Below are 17,307 nucleotides of genomic sequence, written 5' to 3' on the forward strand. Positions count from 1 at the left end.
CCGATCATCAACGCAGCAATGGCGTAAGACGTATTGATCTTTCAGACAGTTAGCGGGCTGCGGGTTGCAGTCCTTACCGGTACAGGCTCTATGGATTTCACGTCGCAGGAAGGCGTTCACACTGGGATATCCCGGCGCTCATTTCGATCAAATGATTAGAATGAGCAGGTTAAGCCGCCACGCCTGCTGCTTGAAAAACGATGGGTATAAATGGAATCTTCTCTGGTGATACATCCCAGGCAGTTCCCCTGATAATTGCGCTGTGTTTCCGTTTGAAATACAGGCGACCGACACTCTGCGCCTCTTAAGCGCGCGACAACCGTGAGGTTGGCGACGTGAAACAGACACGAGGCCATCGGTTTCCCCCGGTAAGGCGTTACTCTGCCCGTAGCTTAGTCGTCAATGTAAGAATAATGAGTAAGTTACGATGAAAAGAATGTTAATCAACGCAACTCAGCAGGAAGAGTTGCGCGTCGCCCTTGTTGATGGGCAGCGCCTGTACGACCTGGATATCGAAAGCCCCGGGCACGAACAGAAAAAAGCGAACATCTACAAAGGCAAAATCACTCGTATTGAACCTAGCCTCGAAGCCGCGTTTGTTGATTATGGCGCCGAGCGTCATGGTTTCCTCCCTCTTAAAGAAATTGCCCGCGAATACTTCCCTGCCAACTACAGTTCCCACGGCCGCCCTAACATCAAGGACGTGCTGCGTGAAGGTCAGGAAGTGATTGTGCAGATTGATAAAGAAGAGCGCGGCAATAAAGGCGCCGCGCTGACCACCTTTATCAGCCTGGCGGGCAGCTACCTGGTACTGATGCCGAATAACCCACGCGCTGGCGGTATTTCACGCCGTATCGAGGGTGACGATCGTACCGAGCTGAAAGAAGCGCTGGCCAGCCTTGAGCTGCCGGATGGCATGGGACTTATCGTTCGCACCGCTGGCGTCGGCAAATCCGCCGAAGCGCTGCAGTGGGACTTAAGCTTCCGCCTGAAGCACTGGGAAGCCATCCAGAAAGCCGCAGAAAGCCGCCCTGCTCCGTTCCTGATCCATCAGGAAAGTAACGTGATTGTGCGCGCTTTTCGCGACTATCTGCGTCAGGATATCGGCGAAATTCTTATCGACAACCCGAAAGTGCTTGAGCTGGCGCGCCAGCATATCGCGGCGCTGGGGCGTCCGGATTTCAGCAGCAAAATCAAGCTGTACACTGGTGAAATTCCGCTGTTCAGCCACTACCAAATCGAGTCGCAGATTGAATCCGCTTTCCAGCGTGAAGTGCGCCTGCCTTCCGGCGGTTCTATCGTAATCGACAGCACCGAAGCGCTCACCGCTATCGATATCAACTCCGCCCGTGCTACCCGCGGCGGCGACATCGAAGAGACGGCGTTTAACACCAACCTCGAAGCGGCCGATGAAATTGCTCGCCAGCTGCGCCTGCGCGACCTCGGCGGTCTGATCGTTATCGACTTCATCGATATGACCCCGGTACGTCACCAGCGTGCGGTAGAAAACCGCCTGCGCGAAGCCGTACGCCAGGACAGAGCGCGCATCCAGATCAGCCACATTTCACGCTTTGGCCTGCTGGAGATGTCGCGTCAGCGTCTGAGCCCGTCGCTTGGCGAGTCCAGCCATCACGTCTGCCCGCGCTGTAGCGGAACGGGTACCGTACGCGATAACGAATCGCTGTCGCTTTCCATTCTGCGCTTGATCGAAGAAGAAGCGCTGAAAGAGAACACTAAAGAAGTTCACGCTATCGTTCCGGTGCCGATTGCTTCGTACCTCCTGAACGAAAAACGTGCTGCGGTAAGCGCCATTGAAACCCGCCAGGCCGATGTACGCGTCATCATCGTGCCAAACGATCAGATGGAAACGCCGCACTACTCCGTTCTGCGCGTGCGTAAGGGTGAAGAGACCTCCACGCTGAGCTATCTGCTGCCGAAACTGCACGAAGAAGAGATGGCTATGCCTTCTGATGAAGAGCCGGCCGAGCGTAAACTTCCGGAGCAACCGGCGCTGGCCGCTTTTGTCATGCCTGATGCCCCACCAGCGCCGGCTCAGCAAGAGCCTGCTAAAGCTACGGTTGCCGTTGGAACGCCAGCCGCTTCCGCACCTGAGTCGGCAGTGCCAGCGCAGCCGGGTCTGGTTGCACGCTTCTTCAGCGCCCTGAAAAATATCTTCTCCGGCGCAGAAGAAACTAAGCCGACAGAAGTCCAGGTTGAGAAAAAAGCGGAGGAGAAATCCGAGCGCCAGCAGGAACGTCGCAAACCGCGCGCCAACAACCGCCGCGATCGCAACGACCGCCGCGATAATCGTGACAACCGCGACAATCGTGCCGAGAATAGCGAAGTTCGTGAATCTCGCGAAGAAAACCGCCGTAACCGCCGCGAGAAGCAGCAGAACGTCGAACCTCGCGAAATCCGCCAGACAACGGCAGAAGATAGCGACAAGGGCAAAGCTCGCGACGATCAACCGCCGCGCCGTGAACGCAATCGCCGTCGTAACGACGATAAGCGTCAGGTTCAGCAGGAAGCTAAAGCGCAAACTCGTGAAGAACCGGTCGTACAGGATAGCGAGCAGGAAGAACGCGTGCAGACCATGCCGCGCCGCAAGCCGCGCCAGCTGTCGCAGAAGGTACGTATTGAATCTGCTGCCGCTGAGCAGGTTGTCGAACCGGTAGCCGCGCCTCAGGTCATCGAAGCGCCAGCCGTCCAACCCGAAGCCGCAGCTCCGCGCACGGAACTGGCGAAAGTCGACCTGCCGGCGGTTGTTGAAACCGCTGCGGAACATGACGATACCGGCGAAGCACGCGAAGCTAACGGTATGCCGCGTCGTTCGCGCCGTTCCCCTCGTCACCTGCGCGTAAGCGGCCAGCGCCGTCGTCGCTACCGTGATGAGCGTTACCCGACGCAATCCCCGATGCCGCTGACCGTAGCCTGCGCATCGCCGGAAATGGCATCTGGTAAAGTGTGGATCCGTTACCCTGTCGTTCGCCCGCAGGACCAGCAGCAAGAAGAAGCGCAGGTACAGGAGTTCGCTACCACCGCGGTTGACCCCGTTATCACCCCTGCGGCCGCCGTTGAACCGGCTGTCTCTGAAGTGGTTGCCCCGGAGGTAGTTGAAGAGCGCGTTGTTGAGCCGGTCGTCATCTCTGAGCCTGTGGCGGTGATGAACGAACCTGAAGCTCCGGTTGTAGAAACCACGCACCCGGAAGCTATCGCCGCACCGGTTGATGAACAGCCGCAGCTGATTGCCGAGGCTGATGAAACCGTCGCCGAAGAGGTTGTCGCAGAAGCCGTCGACGTCGTGGCAAATGAAGCTGTCGAGCCGGAAGCAGCGGTCGCTGAACCTGCTGCGGTTGAAGAAGCCGTGGCCGCTGTTGAAGAAGCGCCTGTCGTTTGCGAACCGGTGGTTGAACCGGCACCGGCGGCAGAGCCGGTAGTGAAGACTCAACCTGTTGTCACGACTGTGCCGGTCGTTAAGGTCGCCAATCGTCACGCCACCGCGCCGATGACCCGCGCGCCTGCGCCAGACTACGTCCCTGAAGCGCCTCGTCAAAGCGACTGGGTTCGCCCGAGCTTTGATTTTGACGGTAAGGGCGCTGCTGGTGGCCATAGCGCGACCCATAAAGCCGCTGCCGGGCCTACCCGTCCGCAGCCCGTAGAGTAACGCCTACCAGACCGGCCCCAGCGGCCGGTCTTTTTTTATTCCCCTTCCGGTCGCTGCATCCCCGCAATCTGCGGCATAACCTCGCGCATCAAATCGAGAAACTTACGCAACCGCGTCGGATAATAGCGTGCCCAGGGATAGACAAGATGTACCGGCAGCGGTGAGGCACGCCACTGTGGGAATAGCTCCACCAGCCGCCCGGCGGCAATATCCTCCGCTACCGCCCAGCTCGAAACAATCGCCGCGCCCAGCCCCGCCAGCGCGGTATTGCGGGCGACATGTACGCTGTCGGTACTCAGGCACGGAGCAATGCTAAAGGTTATAAGCTGCTCATCCACCTCTGATTGCAGCATCACCTCATGCTGATAGAACGTGCTGATGGCTATCCAGGGCAGCAGCGACATCTCCTGCGGCGCGGTTAACGGCGGATAGTTCGCCAGCAGCGACGGCGATGCCACTACGCTGCGCGGCACCTCGGCCAGCAGGACCGACACCGTAGCCGGATCCACCTCAGCCCCCACGCGAATCGCGCAGTCGATGCCATCGCTCAGGAAATCCACGGTTTTATCATTCAGCATCCATTCGACCGAGAGCTGGGGATAGCGCTGCAGAAAGTCCACCAGCGGCCCCAGCAGCTGCTGCTGACCAAACGCATGCGGCGCCCGTACCCTTAATATCCCCACCGGACGGTCATCGGTGATGCGCAGGTCGTCTTCCAGCGCCAGCCACGCATCGACGATCTGTCGGGCATGCTGGTAACAGCGCTCGCCGTCATCGGTCAGCTTCATCGCATGGGTGGTACGCAGGATCAGCTTTGCGCCGAGCAGCCCTTCCAGCGACTGGAGTCGTCGACTTACCGTCGCCTGGGTCGTGTTCATCTGGACCGCCGCAGCGGAGAGAGACCCGGCTTCGACAATCCGAATGAACGTACGCATCAATTCGATACGATCTATACGCTCCTGCTTCTTCATTTTTATTCTGCCTATACGTTTAGCGTATAACCGTTTTACCACCGGGCTATCTACCGCGCCAGCCTCATTACGGGAAAAATAGCGCCATCGCTTCTAAGAGGAATCAATCATGACACCGACACCACTCACCTCCCGCGCAGCCGGCTGGGTAATATTTATCCTTGCGCTCGGCGCAGGCTTCAGCGTTGCCGCTATCTATTACGCGCAGCCGCTGCTGCCGCTAATGGGAGCAAACCTGCATTTGAGCGTTGAGGGTATGGGTCTGGTTCCGACCCTGACTCAGGCGGGCTATGCGCTGGGTATACTTTTCCTTCTACCGCTTGGCGACCGTCACGATCGCAGAAAGCTGATCCTGATGAAAAGCGCCGCGCTGGCGGTCCTGTTGCTGCTCTGCAGCCTTACCGGTCAGCTCACCACTCTGTTGATGGTTAGTTTGCTGATCGGGATGGCTGCGACAATGGCGCAGGATATCGTACCAGCTGCCGCGATTCTGGCTCCTGCGGGTAAACAAGGGAAAATGGTGGGTACGGTCATGACTGGCCTGCTGCTGGGGATCCTGCTGTCACGGACGGTGAGCGGGCTGGTGGGTGCGCTATTCGGCTGGCGGGTGATGTATCAGGCCGCTGCGGTCAGTATTGCACTGATTGGTCTGCTGATGTGGCGCGTGCTGCCGCGCTTTGAAATTCACTCAAACCTGACTTATCCGCAGCTGATGAAATCGATGGCCCACCTGTGGAAACGCTATCCGGCACTGCGTCGCGCCGCATTCGCCCAGGGGTTCCTCTCTATCGCCTTCAGCGCATTCTGGTCCACCCTGGCGGTCATGTTACTGGCGCACTATCAGATGGGCAGCGCGGTAGCCGGCGGCTTTGGTATTGCAGGCGCTGCCGGGGCGCTCGCCGCCCCGCTGGCTGGCGGCCTGGCCGATAAATTCGGAGCCGAAAAAGTCACGCAAATGGGCGCGGCGCTGGTTACCGTTTCTTTTGCCCTGATGTTTCTGCTGCCTGCGCTACCGCCGCATGGCCAGCTGCTCCTGATTGCCATCTCGGCCGTCGGTTTTGACCTTGGACTGCAATCCAGCCTCGTGGCGCACCAGAACCTGGTGTATGGTCTGGAGCCTCAGGCGCGCGGTCGTCTCAATGCGCTGTTGTTTACCGGCGTGTTTATCGGAATGTCGCTCGGCTCAGTGCTGGGAAGCAAACTGTATGTGATAGCAGGCTGGAGCGGTGTAATGACTCTCGCCGTCATTACCGGCGCTATCGCCCTCGGCATCCGCCTGATAGAAAGCGCGAGGGTCGTTTCGGCGCAACGAACCGTCAGATAAAAAAAAGCCGCCCTGCAGGCAATACAGGGCGGCTTTTGTGTCAGGAAGAGAACTCAGACCGTGCGGCGAGCAAACTCTTTGACGCGGAAGCCCAGCAGCAACAGCGTCGCGAAATAGGCGACGACACCCGCTACCACGACTACCATCAAACGCAGCAGGCGGAACAGCATCGTCCCCTGCGACCACTCCGGCATCAGGTACATCACACCCAACAGCGCCGCAGACATCACGATGACGGCAATCACCAGGCGCAGCAGGAACAGGAACCAGCCGGGCTGAGGGGTGAATATTTTCTGTTTCCTCAGCTGCCAGTAGAGCAGCCCGGCGTTAAGGCAGGCCGCCAGGCCAATCGACAACGACAGACCGGCATGCTTTAGCGGACCAATAAAGGCGAGGTTCATAACCTGCGTCATGATCAGCGTGACGATGGCAATTTTCACCGGCGTTTTAATGTCCTGACGCGAATAGAACCCGGGAGCCAGTACCTTAACCACAATGAGTCCCATCAGGCCAACGGAATAAGCGACCAGCGCGCGCTGGGTCATCGCGGCATCAAAGGCGGTAAATTTTCCGTACTGGAATAACGCGACCGTCAGCGGCTTGGCCAGTATCCCTAACGCCACGGCGCTCGGTAGCGCAAGCAGAAAGCACAGGCGCAATCCCCAATCCATCAAACGGCAGTATTCGTCGTGATTGCCGCTGGCAAAGCTTTTGGACAGAGAAGGCAGCAGAATGGTCCCCAGCGCCACGCCCAGCACGCCGGACGGAAACTCCATCAGGCGATCGGCATAGTACATCCATGACACCGAGCCGGAGACGAGGAACGAGGCAAAAATGGTATTGATAATCAGGGAAATCTGGCTAACCGAGACGCCGAGGATCGCCGGCCCCATCTGTTTCACCACCCGCACCGCGCCGGCATCTTTGAGGTTGATTCGCGGCAGCACCAGCATGCCGATTTTCTTCAAATGCGGCAGCTGCCAGGCAAGCTGCAAAATACCGCCAACCGTCACCGCCCACGCCATGGCCAGCATCGGCGGATTAAAGTAGGGCGCGGCAAACAGCGCAAAACCAATCATGCTGACGTTCAGGAAAGTCGGAGCAAAAGCAGGCACCGAAAAGCGGTTCCAGGTATTCAGGATGGCGCCCACGAGTGAAGCCAGGGAGATCAACAGAATATAGGGAAAAGTGATGCGCAAGAGCTGAGTGGTCAGGGCGAACTTTTCGGGCGTATTGGCAAATCCCGGCGCGGTGATGGTGATCACCCACGGTGCCGCCAGCATACCAGCGATGGTCACCAGCGCCAGCACCAGCGTCAGCAGCCCCGAAACATAGGCGACGAAAACCCGGGTCGCCTCTTCACCCTGCTTGCTTTTATATTCCGCCAGAATCGGCACAAAAGCCTGTGAGAACGCGCCTTCAGCAAAAATACGCCGTAAAAGATTCGGAAGTTTGAAAGCAACGAAGAAGGCGTCGGTGGCCATCCCTGCGCCAAAAATACGCGCCACAATCGCATCGCGCGCAAAGCCCAGCACGCGCGAAAACATGGTCATCGAACTGACGGCCGCCAGTGATTTTAAAAGATTCATTAACGTGTTATTCCACAACCCTGGAGTAAAACGCCCGCTCAGGCGGGCGCTCGAAAGTGGCGATAGTCTACCGGGTTCATAATGAATTACTACTGCCAGTTGTTACAACGGGTTATTCGCTCATCGCCTCGCGCCAGAGTTTCTCCACGATACGCTGAGCAAGCAGCGCCTGTTCGCCGGAGGTTTCAGGAACCGTCTGATTTTGCACGCATTCGATAAAATGCCGGGCGCAGCCGGTGAATCCTCGTTGCTCAAGGGTGGTCTGCCAGCCGGGGACCGGACGCTGGATCACGCCGCGCCCCCGCTCCTCCTGCCACTCCCGCATATCACGGACTTCATATAATCCACCGTCGGTTACCGCCTGCACCCACTCCCGCTGGCTTCCAGCGCGGCGGTGCATACTGGTGGTCATTTGGATCATCCCGCAGCTGAAATGATGTTCAGCATAAAGCATTTCACCCTGGGCCGTCGTGAGCAGCGTACCGCCGTTTAAACGGGCTTTATCGCCCGCCAGCCATAGCGCGGTGTCGACGACATGCAGATAGTCATCCAGCAGCGTAAAGCGCAGATCGTGGCCCACGCTGTCGCTACGGTGTTTATCCATCCGCAGCGAAGCCGCGTTACCAAGCTGAGCTTTAAGTTCGCGATAGAGAGGGGAGAAGCGGCGATTAAATCCGACCATAAGAGTAAGACGGCGGCGGGCCGCCAGCTCAACCAACGTCTCCGCATCGCTAAGCTTGTCGGCCAGCGGTTTATCAACGCAGACATGAACTCCGGCATTGAGTAACCGACTAACCACTTCATAATGTGAAACCGTTGAAGTATGGACGAATACAGCATCACACTGCGCCGCCAGCTGTTCCAGAGTATCCGCATAGGGGATACGCCACGTTTTACAGATGCGCAGCGCTTTCTCTTTTCCCGGCGACCACGCCGCCTGTAGCGTCCAGCCATCCGCCGCTCCCAGCACCGGCAGCCAGGCCTTTTGCGCAATGCTACCTAAACCAACGACGCCGATGCGTAGTTTCGCCGACATGCTTAATCTCCTGAATGAGGCAGCAGTGAATCCAGACGCGCTTTAAGTTCAGCGACGTCCGCTTCCAGCGCCTCAACGCGAGCCTGGAGATCGTCACCCGCCGGCGAAACGGCTTCAACGGCGGTAATCAGCGAATCCATATCATCGCAGAACAGGTGCATATAGCGGCTTTCACGCTTCCCGGGTTCCCGCGGCAGACGCGCAACATAGGGGCCGTCATCTCGCGTAGCCAAATTTTCGAGGACGTTTTCCACCTCTGCCATATCGCTGAATTCATGCATTCTCTGCGCCCGCCCGCGCAGTTCTCCGGGCGTCTGCGCCCCGCGCAGCAGCAAGGTGGTAATAATTGCCACTTCCGCTGGAGTTAATTTCAGGTCGCCAAATTCAGAGTTGCAGAAGCGCTGTTCATATTTGGTCACCCGATTGCCGAAACCGCTTACCGTACGCAAAAAATGACGCTTAACTAACGTATCGAGGAGATCCTGCACGTCATTTTCGCTGAGCGACATCACCGGTTCACGGTTCGTTTTCTGATTACAGGCGGTCACCACCGCGTTGACCGACAGGGGGTACTGCTCCGGCGTGGTGACCTGCTTTTCCAGCAGACAGCCAATGACTCGCGCCTCATGCGCGGTTAACTGATATTTCATGATGTCTCCTTAGCGACCCGGGGTCCAGTCCGGTGTCGTCAACGCCGTCAGTACGTGATCGCGCCACTGCCCATCAATGAGCAGGTAATCTTTGGCGTAACCCTCTTTTTCAAAACCCAGACGCGCCAGCAAATCGCCGCTACGCTGATTATGCGGCATATAATTTGCCATTATGCGATGGATATGTTGCGTGCGCTGCATATAGCGAATTGCCGACGTCAGCGCTTCAAACATTAGCCCCTGCCCTTGCCATTTCTCTCCGATAGAGTAACCGAGATAGCAGGCATGAAACGATCCGCGCACCACGTTCGAAAAATTCGCCACGCCGATAATCTCTTTTTCTTCAGGATCCAGCAGCGCAAAATAGAATGCCGACCCCTGCTTGTGAAACTCCGAAATCATCGATAAACGCGCCTGCCAGCCGGAAGGATAACAGTGGCTGTCGTCGCGCACTGGTTCCCAGGGTTTTAAGAACCCTTTATTTTCCGCGTAGTAATCGGCCAGACGCCAGGCGTCACGATCGTGTACCAGCCGCACCACCAGCCGATCCGTCGTCAAACGCACCTTCGGTACGTTACTGCGATAGCCAAACATTCCCCTCTCCTGTTCCCCTGACGCAATACTTGCTGACTTTACTATACCTTTCCTGCAGGGATGTGTGAAAACAGCAACATACCATTTTCTGCACCATCTCCGCTTTTCGATGAATAGCCTCTATCGTTCTTGCATTTTGATAAAAAAATATTGTCGCAAGTTAGCTGGGAAAATAGCCATTAACCCCGCAAAATATCAGAGCTTATTCTTATTTTTCCCGGGAGGGGAAATGTCCCGCGTATCGCAGGCAAGGAGCCTGGGTAAATATTTCCTGTTAGTTGATAACATGCTGGTCGTACTCGGCTTTTTCGTCGTGTTCCCGCTCATCTCTATTCGCTTTGTCGATCAGATGGGGTGGGCCGCGTTAATGGTCGGCATTGCGCTCGGGCTGCGTCAACTGGTGCAGCAAGGTTTAGGGATATTCGGCGGTGCGATTGCCGACCGTTTTGGTGCCAAACCGATGATCGTCACCGGAATGCTGATGCGCGCTGCCGGTTTCGCCGCGATGGCCGTCGCCCATGAACCATGGGTCCTGTGGTTATCCTGCATACTCTCCGGTCTCGGCGGTACGCTGTTCGATCCCCCGCGGGCGGCGCTGGTGGTTAAGCTGGTTCGCCCACACCAGCGCGGGCGTTTCTTCTCCATTCTGATGATGCAGGACAGCGCCGGGGCGGTGATCGGCGCGCTGCTGGGTAGCTGGCTGCTGCAGTATGATTTTCGTCTGGTGTGCAGCGCTGGAGCGGCCCTGTTTATCGCCTGCGCGGCGTTCAATGCCTGGTATCTCCCGGCCTGGAAGCTGTCAACGGTCAAAACGCCGGTTCGTGAAGGGCTGGGCCGCGTGCTGGGTGACAAACGATTTGTCACCTACGTCTTGACGCTAACCGGATATTACATGCTGGCAGTACAGGTCATGTTAATGCTGCCGATTATGGTTAACGATATTGCGGGTTCTCCGGCGGCGGTAAAATGGATGTATGCCATCGAAGCCACCATTTCACTGACGCTGCTTTATCCGATTGCCCGCTGGAGCGAAAAACGGTTTCGCCTTGAGCATCGGCTGATGACCGGACTGCTGATTATGACGCTGGCAATGATGCCGATTGGCCTGAGCAGCAATCTGCAGCAGCTGTTCACGCTGATCTGCGTGTTTTATATCGGGTCCATCATCGCCGAGCCTGCGCGCGAGACGCTTGGCGCTTCGCTGGCGGATGCCAGAGCGCGCGGCAGCTATATGGGCTTTAGCCGTCTGGGATTAGCCTTCGGCGGCGCTTTCGGCTACGCAGGCGGCGGCTGGCTGTTCGATGCCGGTAAGGCGACGGGTCAGCCGGAGCTGCCGTGGCTGATGCTGGGCGCGATCGGTCTTGCGACGTTTGTTGCTCTGTGGTGGCAGTTCAGTCCAAAACGTTCAACGTCCGGTATGCTCGAGCCGCGCACCTGATTTGCCGGACCGTCGTTTCTCCTCCATACTGAATTGAGGAAGTTCAGCAACAATGGAGGAGAAACGTGAAGTTATATATCTACGATCACTGCCCGTTCTGCCTGAAAGCCCGCATGATTTTCGGCCTGAAAAATATCCCTGTCGAACTGATCACGCTCCTGAACGATGATGAATCAACCCCAACCCGCATGATCGGCCAGAAAATGGCGCCCATCCTGCAAAAAGACGATAGTCGCTATATGCCAGAAAGCATGGATATCGTGCACTATGTCGATAAACTTGATGGAAAACCGCTACTGACCGGAGCGCGTAACCCGGCTATTGAAACCTGGCTGCGCAAGGTCAACGTCTACGCGAATCGTCTGTTGATCCCGCGTTTCGCCAAATCCGCATTTGATGAATTCTCAACCCCAGAAGCGCGCGCTTATTTTGTGAATAAGAAGGAAGCGGCTATCGGTAGCTTTGCCGATCACCTCGCCCATTCTACCGGTCTGGTTAAGAACATCAGCGACGATCTGCGCGCGTTGGATAAACTTATCGTCCAGCCAAACGCCGTCAACGGGGAGCTGTCTGAAGATGATATTCATCTCTTCCCACTCCTGCGGAATCTGACGCTGGTTGCCGGGGTGAACTGGCCGAGCCGCGTGGCCGCCTATCGCGACAATATGGCTAAACAGACGCAAATCAATCTGCTTTCCTCAATGGCTATTTAAGCTCAGGGCAGCGGAAGGTATTGTCCTTCGCTGCCTCCCCCCGCTTTTTAAGTCTTTTCCGCTAGCACCTCCTGCGCTGGCGGGTCATGCTGCTTTGTGTCAGGATGAACCCATGGCATGACATTAAGGAATCCAATGAAAAAGATGTTTATCGCGGCCGCGCTTATCGTCAGCGGCCTGCTGAGCGGCTGTAATCAGCTTACGCAATATTCCGTGAGTGAGCAGGAGATCAACCAGGCGCTGCAGAAACGTAACCACTTCGCCAAGGATATTGGCCTGCCCGGCGTTGCGGATGCTCATATTGAACTACAAAACCTGACCAGCGCGATTGGTCGTGAAGAACCCAATAAAGTGACGCTAAGCGGCGTTGCTAATTTAGATCTGAATTCACTATTCGGGAACCAGAAAGCGACCATTGACCTGAAGCTAAAAGCGCTGCCGACCTTCAACAAAGAGAAAGGCGCCATTTTCCTGCAGGAGATGGAGGTGGTGGACGCAAAGGTTCAACCTGAAAAACTGCAGTCCGTGGTACAGACGCTCATTCCTTACCTGAATCAGTCGCTGCGTAGCTACTTCAATCAGCAGCCTGCCTACGTCCTGCGCGAAGACGCCAGCGCGGGCGAAGCGTTGGCGAAAAAGTATGCTAAAGGGATTGAGGTTAAGCCGGGTGAGATTATTATCCCGTTCATTAACTAACGGTTCGGGCGCAGAAGCGCCCGTTTTTTTACGGAAGTTGATGCAAAGGAAAACGTTTACGCTTATCCTTAGTGCCCGGCAAAAACAGCCCTGATGACTGACCCTATTTAGCCGGAGCCTTCCATGACAGCACAATCCCAGGTATTGAAAATCCGCCGCCCTGACGACTGGCATATCCATCTGCGCGATGACGATATGTTAAAAACCGTCGTGCCTTACACCAGTGAGTTTTATGGCCGGGCGATCGTGATGCCGAATCTGGTACCCCCTGTCACCACCGTCGAAGCCGCCCTTGCCTATCGCCAGCGCATCATAGCGGCAATTCCGGCGGGCCACGATTTTACGCCGCTGATGACCTGTTATCTGACGGATACGCTCGACCCTGCTGAGCTGGAACGCGGATTCAACGAGGGCGTTTTCACCGCTGCCAAACTTTATCCGGCCAATGCGACCACCAACTCCAGCCACGGCGTCACCAGCACTGATGCAATCATGCCGGTACTGGAGCGCATGGAAAAGCTGGGAATGCCCCTGCTGGTGCACGGTGAGGTCACTCACGCGGACATCGATATTTTTGACAGAGAAGCGCGGTTCATTGAAACCGTCATGGAGCCGCTGCGTCGGCGCCTGCCGGGTCTGAAAGTGGTGTTCGAACACATCACCACCAAAGATGCCACTGAATACGTACGCGACGGCAATGAGCTGCTGGCGGCGACCATCACCCCGCAGCATCTGATGTTTAACCGCAATCATATGCTGGTTGGCGGCGTGCGTCCCCATCTATATTGCCTGCCGATCCTTAAACGCAATATTCACCAGCAGGCGCTGCGCGAACTGGTGGCCAGCGGTTTTGACCGCGCCTTCCTCGGTACTGATTCCGCTCCGCATGCCCGCCATCGTAAGGAAGCCAGCTGCGGATGTGCAGGCTGTTTTAACGCCCCGACCGCCCTGGGCAGCTACGCCACGGTGTTCGAGGAGATGAACGCCCTACAGCACTTTGAAGCCTTTTGTTCGCTTAACGGCCCTCGCTTCTATGGTCTGCCGGTCAATGAAGGCTACGTTGAGCTGGTGCGCGAAGAGAGCCTGGTGGTAGAGAGTATCGCTCTGCCTGGCGACGCGCTGGTGCCGTTCCTGGCAGGAGAAACCGTGCGCTGGAGCATGAAGAAATAAATACCTCTCCCCCTGTTGTAAATGCGACAACCATACTGTATAAATAAACAGTACATTACACAGGGGGCAATTATGCGTATCGAAGTCTCTATCGCCAAATCGACAGCCTTACCCAACGGCGCTTTAGATGCGCTGAACAATGAACTCTCCCGCCGTATCGAACAGCAGTTCCCCTTGACGTCAAGCCAGGTGACGGTTCGCTACGCGGCTAATAACAATCTGTCGGTTATCGGCGGCCTGAAAGAAGACAAAGACCGGATTAGCGAAATCCTGCAAGAAACCTGGGAAAGCGCTGACGACTGGTTTGTCCGCGACTAGTCAATTAAATTTGCTCCCTCATTGTGCAACTTTTTGCCGGGTCGCCCCGGCTTTTTTATTTTTTTGATACTCAGACTTCCCCCTATTGCTTTTGCTTAGCACCTTCAAAAATAACGTATAACTGAATTGTGTTTGCGTAAAAAAACAGCAACCAGCAGCGTATGTATCTCTTTTTCATTTAATTTCTCGAGTTTATTCTTGACTGCTGATATAATTAACTTGCTTCAAAAAACACGCATTAAACCTCGAGAACTGTTGTCTTTTAACATATGAATAAGGGGTTATGATGGAAAAGAATAATGAAGTCATCCAGACCCATCCCCTCGTTGGATGGGACATCAGCACCGTAGATAGTTACGATGCGCTGATGTTGCGCCTGCACTACCAAAACCCCGCTCAAGAAAGCAGTAGAGACGCAGAGATTGGCCAGACGCTATGGCTAACGACGGACGTCGCACGTCAGTTTATTTCTATTCTGGAAGCAGGTATTGCGAAGATTGAATCAGGCGAATACCAGGAAAATGAGTATCGAAGGCATTAAGATTTAGCAAAAATGTCTTAATATTCACCTAACAGGCACCTTCGGGTGCCTGAACTATTTTCGGGCTTGTATATCAGCAGGTTGTTAATTACCCTGCTAATAAAGCAATAACCCGGAACTCACCATGCAATACGATCTTATCATTATCGGTAGCGGCTCCGTCGGCGCTGCCGCAGGCTATTATGCTCGCCTGGCAGGGCTTAACGTACTGATGATTGATGCCCATCAGCCTCCGCATCAGGAAGGTAGCCATCACGGCAGCACCCGCCTGATACGTCATGCTTACGGCGAAGGCGAAAGATACGTCCCTCTGATACTACGCGCGCAGAAGCTATGGGATGAATTTGCCGCCGCCAGTGGGGAAGCCGTTTTTGAGCGTACAGGGGTGATTAACCTCGGGCCTGCCGACTCCGACTTTCTGCGCAACGTGGCCAGCAGCGCGCGCGAGTTCCAGCTCAATATTGAAGAAATGGATGCGCAGACAGTGATGACTCGCTGGCCGGAAATTCGTATTCCTGACGATTACCGGGCGATATTTGAACCCGCATCCGGGATACTGCGCAGCGAACTGGCCGTTGAAACCTGGATCCGTCTGGCACGCGAAGCGGGAGCCGCGCAATTGTTCAACTGCCCGGTTTCTGCTATTCACCACCAACCGGACGGCGTAACCGTTGAGACGCTGGATGGCGAGTACAGCGGCAAAAAACTCCTTGTCAGCGCCGGTACCTGGGTTACGCGTCTGTTGCCAGAACTCCCAGTCCAACCGGTACGTAAAATTTTCGCCTGGTTTCAGGCCGATGGTCGCTACAGCAGCAAAAATAACTTCCCGGCGTTTACCGGCGAGTTAGCCAATGGCGATCAGTTTTACGGTTTCCCGGCAGAAGATAACGAATTAAAAATCGGTAAGCATAACGGCGGGCAGCTTATTTCCACTCCGGAGGAGCGCAAGCCGTTTGGCTCTGTTGCTACGGACGGTTCAGAATCTTTTAGCTTCTTGCGTAACGTGTTGCCCGGTATCGGCGGCTGCCTGCACGGCGCATCCTGCACCTATGACAATACTGCTGACGAAGACTTTATTATTGATATGCTACCCGGCCAGCCGGATACGCTGCTGATCACCGGCCTGAGCGGTCACGGCTTTAAATTTGCTCCGGTTTTAGGCGAACTGGCCACACGGTTCGCGCTTGAAGAACCCTTTGGATTTGATCTATCTGCGTTTTCACTGGCGCGGTTTAATAAATAACTGCCCGCTGCCCAACGTCACAACTACGCTAAAAGAAACGGCCTCGTTTGAGGCCGTTAATAACTGAGAGAGATGATGCGTCGCCTGTTTGAATTACTGGTTAACAACGTCCGCGAACATTTTATGATCTACCTGGCGCTGTGGCTGCTGCTGGCGTTTATCGATCTTATCTGGTTATGGTTTTTCTGACGGCTCAGGATCGGGGATCCCCAGCTTAGTATTCAGACGACCGCGGGATTTATTAAAGATCTTATTGCCATTTTCCCGTCCGGCACGCAGTTTTCTCTGCTCCTCTTCCGGCAGCTTATGTTCTTCCATGCAGGCTTCGCTACAGCAGCCGGCGAATTTCTCCGCGCAGGAAGGACACTGGATAAACAGCAGATGGCAACCATCATTCAGGCAATTGGTGTGGCTATCGCACGGAGCGCCGCACTGATGGCAATGGGCGATAACGTCATCTGAGATACGCTCCCCCATCCGCTCATCGAAGACAAAGTTTTTACCGACAAAGCGTACCGGCAGCCCCTGCTCGCGGGCGCGTCTCGCATACTCGATAATCCCGCCCTCAATATGCGAGACTTTAGTAAATCCGTTGTGCTTCATCCAGGCGCTGGCTTTTTCACAACGGATACCGCCGGTGCAGTACATCACGATATTCTTATCTTTATGTTCCTGCATCATCTCCACGGCTTTTGGTAGCTGGTCGCGAAAAGTATCCGCCGGGATCTCCAGTGCGTTCTCGAAATGGCCAACCTCATACTCGTAGTGATTGCGCATATCAATAAAGACCGCATTGGGATCGTCCAGCATCGCGTTAACCTCTGCGGCTTTCAGATAATCCCCCACGTCCGTGGCATCAAATGTCGGATCGTCAATTCCATCCGCCACGATCCGATCGCGAACCTTGAGGCGCAGAACCCAAAATGATTTACCGTCATCGTCCAGAGCGATATTCAGGCGGAGCCCATTGAGGGCGGGGTCAAAACCGTATAAGAATTCGCGCAGCGCATCGACCCGGCTTTGCGGGACGCTGATTTGCGCGTTAATCCCTTCATGAGCCAGGTAAATTCGGCCAAAGACATTAAGCTTAGTCAGCGCAATCCACAGCGCATCGCGCGTGGCTTTTGGGTCAATAATAGAGAAATATTTATAAAACGAGATCGTCGTGCGCGGCTCGGTTTCAGCCAACATTTGCGCTTTTAACGTCTCATTTGAAATGCGGTTATGTAACACTGGCATGGTGTACCTGCTCGGCATAGTCAATGAGTAAAATAAACGGCGGGCATCATATAGCAAACACGCTTAATTTACATCCCTACATTTTGCGCTACATTTTTCTCACCCATATTTGCTTGCATTA

16 protein-coding genes are annotated in these 17,307 nt (G+C 55.5%); 10 read left to right on the forward strand and 6 right to left on the reverse strand.

The window, feature by feature from the left end:
- Positions 1-427 precede the first annotated feature (427 nt).
- Positions 428-3,664, forward strand: a complete 3,237-nt coding sequence (gene rne / locus ABLV11_RS12385) for a ribonuclease E (RefSeq protein ID WP_348855322.1) — start codon at positions 428-430, stop codon at positions 3,662-3,664.
- Between the two features lie 35 nt (positions 3,665-3,699).
- Here rne and ABLV11_RS12390 read toward each other — a convergent pair whose 3' ends face one another.
- Entirely contained in the window at positions 3,700-4,635 is a 936-nt protein-coding gene (locus ABLV11_RS12390; protein WP_126488917.1) for a LysR family transcriptional regulator, read from the reverse strand.
- Positions 4,636-4,744: 109 nt separating this feature from the next.
- Between ABLV11_RS12390 and ABLV11_RS12395 the strand changes: the two genes are divergently transcribed.
- Positions 4,745-5,959, forward strand: a complete 1,215-nt coding sequence (locus ABLV11_RS12395; protein ID WP_126488916.1) for an MFS transporter — start codon at positions 4,745-4,747, stop codon at positions 5,957-5,959.
- A 53-nt stretch (positions 5,960-6,012) separates the two neighbouring features.
- Here ABLV11_RS12395 and murJ read toward each other — a convergent pair whose 3' ends face one another.
- The 4 genes from murJ to rimJ all read right to left on the reverse strand — a co-directional run bounded on the left by murJ (position 6,013) and on the right by rimJ (position 9,828).
- Positions 6,013-7,548, reverse strand: a complete 1,536-nt coding sequence (gene murJ / locus ABLV11_RS12400; protein WP_126488915.1) for a murein biosynthesis integral membrane protein MurJ — start codon at positions 7,546-7,548, stop codon at positions 6,013-6,015.
- A 112-nt stretch (positions 7,549-7,660) separates the two neighbouring features.
- Positions 7,661-8,584, reverse strand: a complete 924-nt coding sequence (locus ABLV11_RS12405) for a Gfo/Idh/MocA family oxidoreductase (protein WP_126488914.1) — start codon at positions 8,582-8,584, stop codon at positions 7,661-7,663.
- Between the two features lie 2 nt (positions 8,585-8,586).
- On the reverse strand, positions 8,587-9,234 hold the full coding sequence (locus ABLV11_RS12410) for a YceH family protein (protein WP_126488913.1): 648 nt from the start codon (positions 9,232-9,234) through the stop codon (positions 8,587-8,589).
- A 9-nt stretch (positions 9,235-9,243) separates the two neighbouring features.
- On the reverse strand, positions 9,244-9,828 hold the full coding sequence (gene rimJ, locus ABLV11_RS12415; RefSeq protein WP_004101049.1) for a ribosomal protein S5-alanine N-acetyltransferase: 585 nt from the start codon (positions 9,826-9,828) through the stop codon (positions 9,244-9,246).
- Between the two features lie 229 nt (positions 9,829-10,057).
- Between rimJ and mdtH the strand changes: the two genes are divergently transcribed.
- The 8 genes from mdtH (at position 10,058) to ABLV11_RS12455 (ending at position 16,136) form a co-directional block, all read left to right on the forward strand.
- The gene (mdtH, locus tag ABLV11_RS12420) at positions 10,058-11,266 is read left to right on the forward strand and encodes a multidrug efflux MFS transporter MdtH (RefSeq protein ID WP_126488912.1); all 1,209 of its coding nucleotides are present in this window, start codon (positions 10,058-10,060) and stop codon (positions 11,264-11,266) included.
- Between the two features lie 65 nt (positions 11,267-11,331).
- Complete coding sequence (gene grxB / locus ABLV11_RS12425; protein WP_004101046.1) at positions 11,332-11,979, forward strand: glutaredoxin 2; 648 nt, start codon at positions 11,332-11,334, stop codon at positions 11,977-11,979.
- Positions 11,980-12,114: 135 nt separating this feature from the next.
- On the forward strand, positions 12,115-12,675 hold the full coding sequence (locus ABLV11_RS12430) for a lipoprotein (protein ID WP_348855323.1): 561 nt from the start codon (positions 12,115-12,117) through the stop codon (positions 12,673-12,675).
- A 123-nt stretch (positions 12,676-12,798) separates the two neighbouring features.
- Positions 12,799-13,845 carry a dihydroorotase gene (gene pyrC, locus ABLV11_RS12435; RefSeq protein ID WP_126488911.1) on the forward strand — a complete coding sequence of 349 codons (1,047 nt, stop codon included), beginning with the start codon at positions 12,799-12,801 and terminating at the stop codon, positions 13,843-13,845.
- A gap of 72 nt (positions 13,846-13,917) precedes the next feature.
- Positions 13,918-14,163 (forward strand): DNA damage-inducible protein I, encoded by a 246-nt coding sequence (dinI, locus tag ABLV11_RS12440; RefSeq protein ID WP_105890060.1) that lies wholly within the window; start codon positions 13,918-13,920, stop codon positions 14,161-14,163.
- Between the two features lie 286 nt (positions 14,164-14,449).
- The gene (gene bssS / locus ABLV11_RS12445; protein WP_004101039.1) at positions 14,450-14,704 is read left to right on the forward strand and encodes a biofilm formation regulator BssS; all 255 of its coding nucleotides are present in this window, start codon (positions 14,450-14,452) and stop codon (positions 14,702-14,704) included.
- 124 nt (positions 14,705-14,828) lie between these two features.
- A complete protein-coding gene (solA, locus tag ABLV11_RS12450) occupies positions 14,829-15,947 on the forward strand; it encodes an N-methyl-L-tryptophan oxidase (protein ID WP_049593275.1) in 1,119 nt (372 codons plus the stop codon).
- A 75-nt stretch (positions 15,948-16,022) separates the two neighbouring features.
- Positions 16,023-16,136: a YceO family protein gene (locus ABLV11_RS12455; RefSeq protein ID WP_004101037.1), complete on the forward strand. Its 114-nt coding sequence runs from the start codon at positions 16,023-16,025 to the stop codon at positions 16,134-16,136.
- Here the strand turns inward: ABLV11_RS12455 and ABLV11_RS12460 are convergent.
- Positions 16,122-17,186 (reverse strand): rhodanese-related sulfurtransferase, encoded by a 1,065-nt coding sequence (locus ABLV11_RS12460; RefSeq protein ID WP_004101035.1) that lies wholly within the window; start codon positions 17,184-17,186, stop codon positions 16,122-16,124. The two genes, ABLV11_RS12455 and ABLV11_RS12460, sit on opposite strands and share 15 nt — an antisense overlap.
- Between the last annotated feature and the right edge of the window lie 121 nt (positions 17,187-17,307).

The sequence above is a fragment of the Klebsiella sp. GW_Kp181 genome (assembly GCF_040062315.1).
GTDB lineage: Bacteria > Pseudomonadota > Gammaproteobacteria > Enterobacterales > Enterobacteriaceae > Klebsiella > Klebsiella oxytoca.

Coding starts and splice junctions, on each gene's coding strand:
- ABLV11_RS12390 (WP_126488917.1), bottom strand. CDS start 4,635: ATGAAGAAGCAGGAGCGTATAGATCGTATCGAATTGATGCGTACGTTC.
- ABLV11_RS12410 (WP_126488913.1), bottom strand. CDS start 9,234: ATGAAATATCAGTTAACCGCGCATGAGGCGCGAGTCATTGGCTGTCTG.
- ABLV11_RS12460 (WP_004101035.1), bottom strand. CDS start 17,186: ATGCCAGTGTTACATAACCGCATTTCAAATGAGACGTTAAAAGCGCAA.
- rimJ (WP_004101049.1), bottom strand. CDS start 9,828: ATGTTTGGCTATCGCAGTAACGTACCGAAGGTGCGTTTGACGACGGAT.
- ABLV11_RS12430 (WP_348855323.1), top strand. CDS start 12,115: ATGAAAAAGATGTTTATCGCGGCCGCGCTTATCGTCAGCGGCCTGCTG.
- rne (WP_348855322.1), top strand. CDS start 428: ATGAAAAGAATGTTAATCAACGCAACTCAGCAGGAAGAGTTGCGCGTC.
- solA (WP_049593275.1), top strand. CDS start 14,829: ATGCAATACGATCTTATCATTATCGGTAGCGGCTCCGTCGGCGCTGCC.
- mdtH (WP_126488912.1), top strand. CDS start 10,058: ATGTCCCGCGTATCGCAGGCAAGGAGCCTGGGTAAATATTTCCTGTTA.
- dinI (WP_105890060.1), top strand. CDS start 13,918: ATGCGTATCGAAGTCTCTATCGCCAAATCGACAGCCTTACCCAACGGC.
- murJ (WP_126488915.1), bottom strand. CDS start 7,548: ATGAATCTTTTAAAATCACTGGCGGCCGTCAGTTCGATGACCATGTTT.
- pyrC (WP_126488911.1), top strand. CDS start 12,799: ATGACAGCACAATCCCAGGTATTGAAAATCCGCCGCCCTGACGACTGG.
- ABLV11_RS12395 (WP_126488916.1), top strand. CDS start 4,745: ATGACACCGACACCACTCACCTCCCGCGCAGCCGGCTGGGTAATATTT.
- ABLV11_RS12405 (WP_126488914.1), bottom strand. CDS start 8,584: ATGTCGGCGAAACTACGCATCGGCGTCGTTGGTTTAGGTAGCATTGCG.
- bssS (WP_004101039.1), top strand. CDS start 14,450: ATGGAAAAGAATAATGAAGTCATCCAGACCCATCCCCTCGTTGGATGG.
- ABLV11_RS12455 (WP_004101037.1), top strand. CDS start 16,023: ATGCGTCGCCTGTTTGAATTACTGGTTAACAACGTCCGCGAACATTTT.